The organism is Amycolatopsis sp. NPDC004368 (assembly GCF_053602515.1).
The window spans coordinates 1-5,998 of record NZ_JBSGDT010000078.1; the positions used below are offsets into that span (position 1 = coordinate 1).

The following is a 5,998-nucleotide window of genomic DNA, read 5'->3' on the forward strand; positions in this document are numbered from 1 at the left end:
CCACCGAGTACGAAGCACTACACGCGATGACCCACCCGGTCACCGCAACCCTGGAAACCAACTAATCCACTCTCCACCAAACCCGGTACTTGACAACCATTTCATCTACACCACTGATGGTTCGGAGCCGCAGCCGCAGGGCTCGCCCAGCGTCACCGCGACCCAGGGCACGGACGCGAGCGGCAACCTGGTCGCCACGGCTGACCTGTCTGCGTTGGCGATCAACGGCAACCAGAACTTCATCAAGGTCAAGGCGGTGAACAAGGCAGGGACGCCGGGCCCGGACGCCACCTGCGTCACCAGCGGCAACCTCGATGCTGCCTCCTGTTCCTTCCACGTGCTGCCCTACACCCCGTCGGTTGGTCTGGTGGGGGCATGGCCGTTGGATGAGATGGGTGGCCGGATCCTGGCCGACACCGCGAACACCACGCCGGGCAATGATGGCCTGGCCGTGCACACCGCGAGCCTGATCGCTGGTGGTGACTGGGTCGCCGGCTATGACCACGGCAACGCCTGGACTCACCCGGACACCGCCGGCTACAGCGAAGGCACCAAGGGTGCGCTGACCCTGGACGGATTCAGCGGGTACGTCACCACCAGCGGTCCGGTGTTGGACACGACGAAGTCGTTCAGCGTGGGTGCGTGGGTGAAGCTGGCCAACACCAATGGGTTCCAGACCGTGATCTCGCAGGACGGGAACCAGGGGAGCGGCTTTTACCTGCAGTACTCCAAGGACGACAACGCGTGGGCGTTCAGCATGTTGTCCGCCGACCAGGCCAATGCCGGTGTGGTGCGGGCGAAGTCGGCGAAGCCGCCGGTGTTGGGGGTCTGGACTCATGTGGCCGGTACGTACGACGCGTCGACAGGGACGATGACGCTCTACGTCGATGGCGCCAAGCAGTCCACCAATGTCAGAACGGGTTGGGCTGCAGCGGGGAACCTGGTGATCGGGGCGGGCAAGTACAACGGGGCCCGGGCTGACTTCCTGGCCGGTCAGGTGGACGACGTGCAGGTGTGGCAGCGGGTGCTGTCCGCTCAGGACGCGCACGACCTGGCCAACGCCGCGGTACCGCTGGCGAAGTACGGCCTGGCCGAAGGCTGCACCGACGTCCTCAACACGACGATCCCGTCGCTGCAGAGCAACTGGGCTTTGGACGACGGCACGGGCAGCAGCGCCAATGACGCGAGCGCGTTCGGCAACACCATGACCCTCAACGGCGGCTACGGCTGGACCACGGGCCAGGCCGCGGGAGCTGTCCACTTCGACGGCTCCACCGGCTACGCCACCGCGGCTCCGGCGGTGGACACGACGCAGTCGTTCACCGTGTCCGCGTGGGCGAAGCTGGACGACGCGAACGGCTACTACACGCTGTTCACCCAGGACGGTCAGCACACGGCGGCGTTCCAGCTGCGCTATTCGCCCGACGTCAACCGGTGGGTGTTCGGGATGACCACCGCTGATGACGACACAGTCGACAACTACCACTGGGCGCTGGGGACCGAGCCACCGCAGGTCGGCGCCTGGACCATGCTGACCGGGGTCTTCGACCAGAAGTCGATGCGCGTCCGGTTGTACGTTAACGGGAAGCTCGAGGGCCAGAACACCGTGCCCACCGTGTGGAGCGCCGAGAACGGCTTCATCGTCGGGTCGAACATCGGTGTCGGGAACTTCTTCAAGGGCTCGGTCGACCAGGTTCAGGCGTGGGGTCAGGTCCTCACCGACGACCAGGTCGCGGGTCTGTATGGCGACCGCTATTTCGACACGGTCAGCAAGGCGACCGGGGCGGGTTCTGGCGGTGTGAGCCTCGCTGCGGAGAACAATGCGTGTGCCGCGCGGTTTGATGGGTCCGGGACGGGACAGGTCGATGCGGGACGGCCGGCGAACCTGCGCACGGAAAAGTCCTACACCGTCGAGGCGTGGGTGTATCACTCCTGGACTGCTGATGACGTGGCCGCGCACGGCGCGATCGACCCGAACGGGCGAGCGGTCGTGGGGATGGACGATCCGCAGTTCTCCGCCGAGCTGCTCGGGTATCACCCTCTGCCGGATGCGAATGGTGTCGCGCATCCCAAGTGGACGATGCTCATCAGCTCGTCGCCGACCGATCCTGGAGCGTGGTGGGCGGTCAGTGACGCCGACGCCGTCGACAACACCTGGGTTCATCTGTCGGCCACCTACGACGCCTCCACCGGCACGATGGCCTTCTACGTCAACGGTGTGAAGCAGAACTCTTACCTGGGAACGGCCAGTGGCCAGGGTGTCACCAGCCGGGCCAGTACCGGTGATCTGTTCATCGGCCGTGGTGTGTGGAACGGCCAACGTTCCGACCAGTGGTATGGCGGTGTGGCCGGTGTCCGTGTGTATCAGGGTCTTCGTACTGCCAATGACATCGGCAACGATGCCCGAACGGACGATCCTGGCGCGACGTTCGGTCGCCTGAACCTGTAATCGAGCAGCGGGCTCTTCCATTTCTGTGTTCCACCTGTGCAGACAAGGGTGATGACCATCATGACCGTCTCGAGACGGAGTTTTCGGATCAGGAGATGGGTGCGCACGACGGCGGTCGCGGTCGCCGCGATCATGCTGGCGTCGAGCCAGGACGCGGTCGCGGCGCCGACCGGCTGGCACGGGTTGGGCTGGGATCTGCCCGCACTGCAAGCCGAGCGCTCGGTGACGGGCAAGGATGTGAAGGCGTTGTCCGGTGCTGCGCCGGCGGCTCCGGCGTCGGCGCCTGTTCCGGCGGTGCAGTGGCCTGCCGCGGGGAAGGCCCAGGTGGATCTGCCGGCCACCGCGCAGGGTGGCGTGTCGCCGAAGCGGGTGGCGGCGGGGAAGCAGGTGTCGGTGACCCGCGGCCACGGCCGCGACAGCCGGACCGGCGCCTACAGCGCGACCGCGGCCACAGCGCCGCAGAAGCACGAGGCGGCCAAGGTCGAGGTCACCACGGTGGATCACGCGGTGGCCGACAAGGCCGGTATCCGCGGCACCCTAGTGCAGGTCGCTCCGGTATCGGGCGACACGTCCGGGCCGGTCGAGGTCGTCATGGACTACCGGTCGTTCGCCGGCGCCTACGGTGCCGACTTCGGCAGCCGACTGCGGTTCGAACAGTATCCGGCCTGTGTGGTGAGCACGCCCGAGAAGCCGGAGTGCCGCACGGGAACGCCCGTCGACTCGGCCAACGACGCCAAGACCGGCCAGCTCGCCGGTGAAGTCACCCTCGCCCCCATGGCGTCCGCCACGCCGACGGTGCTCGCTGCCACGCCGGACACCTCCAGCGGCGGCGGCGACTTCAAGGCGACGAAACTGTCGCCGGCCGGGTCGTGGACCGCAGGGAGTTCCTCGGGCGAATTCGACTACTCCTACCCGCTTTCGGCCCCGGTTGGTCTGGGCGGGCCGGCGCCTTCGGTGACGCTGCAGTACTCCTCCGGCGCCGTCGACGGGCTGACGTCGGCAACGAACAACCAGGCTTCGGAAATCGGCGACGGCTGGTCCCTGGGCGGCGGCGGATACATCGAGCGCTCGTACAAGTCCTGCGGCGACGACCTGGGCGGCAACAACGGGCAGACCAAAACCGGCGACCTGTGCTGGGCGACCGACAACGCGACGCTGTCGTTGGCGGGCCGGACCAGCGAACTGATCAAGGACACCGCCACCGGCACCTGGCACCTGCGGGCCGACGACGGTTCCCGCGTGGAGAAGCTGACCGGCGCGAGCAACGGTGCGCAGGGTGGCGAGCACTGGAAGCTGACCACTGTGGACGGCACCCAGTACTTCTTCGGGCTCAACCACCTGCCGGGCTGGCAGGCCGGCAACCCCGAAACCCAGTCCACGTGGACGGAGCCGGTCTTCGGCAACAACGCCGGTGAACCCTGCAACGCGGCCACGTTCGCCGCGTCGTGGTGCCAGCAGGCCTGGCGCTGGAACCTCGACTACGTCCTCGACCCGCACGGCAACGCCACGACCCTCTACTACCAGCCCGAGACCAACTACTACGGGCTCAACCTGAACACCACCAGCGCCGGCACCCCCTACGTGCGCGGCGGCTACCTGCAGCGCATCGAATACGGCTTCAACACCCGGGTCGCGAGCGTGTACACGCACGCACCCGATCAGATCGTCTTCGACACGGCCGAACGGTGTGTGCCCGGCGGCGCCGTCACGTGTGACCCGGCCCAGCTCACCACCACCAACGCAGCGTCGTGGCCGGACGTGCCTGCCGACCAGCTGTGCACGCAGGGCGCGGCGTGCCCCAACGTGTCGCCGGCGTTCTTCTCCCGCCGTCGGATCACCGGGGTCAGCACGCAGGTCACCGATGGTGGCACCGGCTGGAAGACCGTGAGCCAGTGGGCGCTGGCCCAGTCCTTCCCCGCCAGCGGCGACGGGTCCAGCCCGGCGATGTGGCTGGACTCGATCACCCAGACCGGGAAGGCCGGCGGCTCGATCAGCCTGCCGCCGGTGACCTTCCACCCGAAGGCCCTGGCGAACCGGGTCAACCCGAGCACCAACTACACCGCGCTGACCCGCAACCGGATCGATTCCGTCACCAACGAGGAGGGCGGCGTCACCACGGTCAAGTACGCCGACCCGCAGTGCACCCCCGGCATGACCATGCCGGCCCCGGAAGCGAACACGCTGGCGTGTTATCCGGTCTACTGGACACCGGGCGGCGCGACCGATCCGGTGCTGGACTGGTTCAACAAGTACCTGGTCACCGACGTCATCGACGATGGCCGCATCGCCGGGAGCAGCGGCGCCGGCTCGGCTTTGTCGCAGCAGACCGTGACCCACTACGACTACCTCGGCGGCGGTGCTTGGCACTACGACGAGAACTACCTCTCAGACCCGAAGAACCGCACCTGGTCGATGTGGCGTGGCTACGGCACGGTGAAGACCACCGTCGGACAGGCCACCAGCGATCCCTCAGGACCGCCGACGGTCACCCAGACGATGTACCTGCGCGGCATGGACGGGGACACCCTGCCCGGCGGCGGCAAACGGAGCGTGCCGGTCACCGACAGCATCGGCGAAACCATTCCCGACAGCACGGCGTTGCCCAGCTTCACGCGGGAATCCCTGACCTACCTCGACGGCAAGGTCATCACCGATACGATCAACGACCCGTGGATCTCCGCGCCGAACGCGACCAACACCAACGGCACACAGGCCTTCTACACCGGCACCGGGACCACCCGGACCCGCACGTGGATCGCCGCCACCAACAGTTGGCGCACCACCCGCACGATCAACACCTTCGGTAGCTACGGGCTGGTCACCCAGGTCGAAGACGACGGCGACATCGCCGACCCGAGCCAGGCCACTTGCGCCCGCACCACCTACCAACCGAACACCACGGCGTTCCTGATCAACTACGTCAGCCAGGTCCAGACCAGCGCCGGCACCTGCGCCACGCCCGCGAGCAGCGCCACCATCGTCTCCGACACCCGCTCCTACTTCGACCACCAACCGTTCGGCGCCGCGCCCACAGTCGGCGACGTCACCCAGACCGACACGATCGACTCCTGGCCCACCGGCGGCGCGGAGCACTTCCTGTCCCCGGCCACCCTCACCACCTTCGACAACTACGGCCGCGCGGTGTCGGCGACCGATGCGCTAGGCCTGACCATCACCACCGCCTTCACCCCGGCCACCGGTGGCCCCCTCACCCAGGTCGCGACCACCACACCCCAGGTCAGCGGGACCGACACCACCAAGTTCACCTCGACCCGATTCCTCGACCCGATCACCGGTGCCACCACCGCCGAGGTCGACAACAGCGGGCTGCGCACCGACGCGACCTACGACGCCCTGGGCCGGCTGACCGCGCTCTGGCCACCGGGGCACAGCAAGGCCGCGAACGCCCCGGCCAAAACCACCTACACCTACACGGTCAGCAACACCCAGCCCAGTGTCAAGTACCGGGTTTGGTGGAGAGTGGATTAGTTGGTTTCCAGGGTTGCGGTGACCGGGTGGGTCATCGCGTGTAGTGCTTCGTACTCGGTG

General features: G+C 67.4%; 2 protein-coding genes. Both read left to right on the forward strand.

Going from position 1 to position 5,998, the window contains the following annotated elements; all coding sequences use genetic code 11:
• Positions 1–214 precede the first annotated feature (214 nt).
• Positions 215–2,449: a LamG domain-containing protein gene (locus ACWEOE_RS41940; protein ID WP_452019397.1), complete on the forward strand. Its 2,235-nt coding sequence runs from the start codon at positions 215–217 to the stop codon at positions 2,447–2,449.
• A gap of 99 nt (positions 2,450–2,548) precedes the next feature.
• Complete coding sequence (locus ACWEOE_RS41945) at positions 2,549–5,938, forward strand: hypothetical protein (RefSeq protein ID WP_452019399.1); 3,390 nt, start codon at positions 2,549–2,551, stop codon at positions 5,936–5,938.
• Positions 5,939–5,998 lie beyond the last annotated feature (60 nt).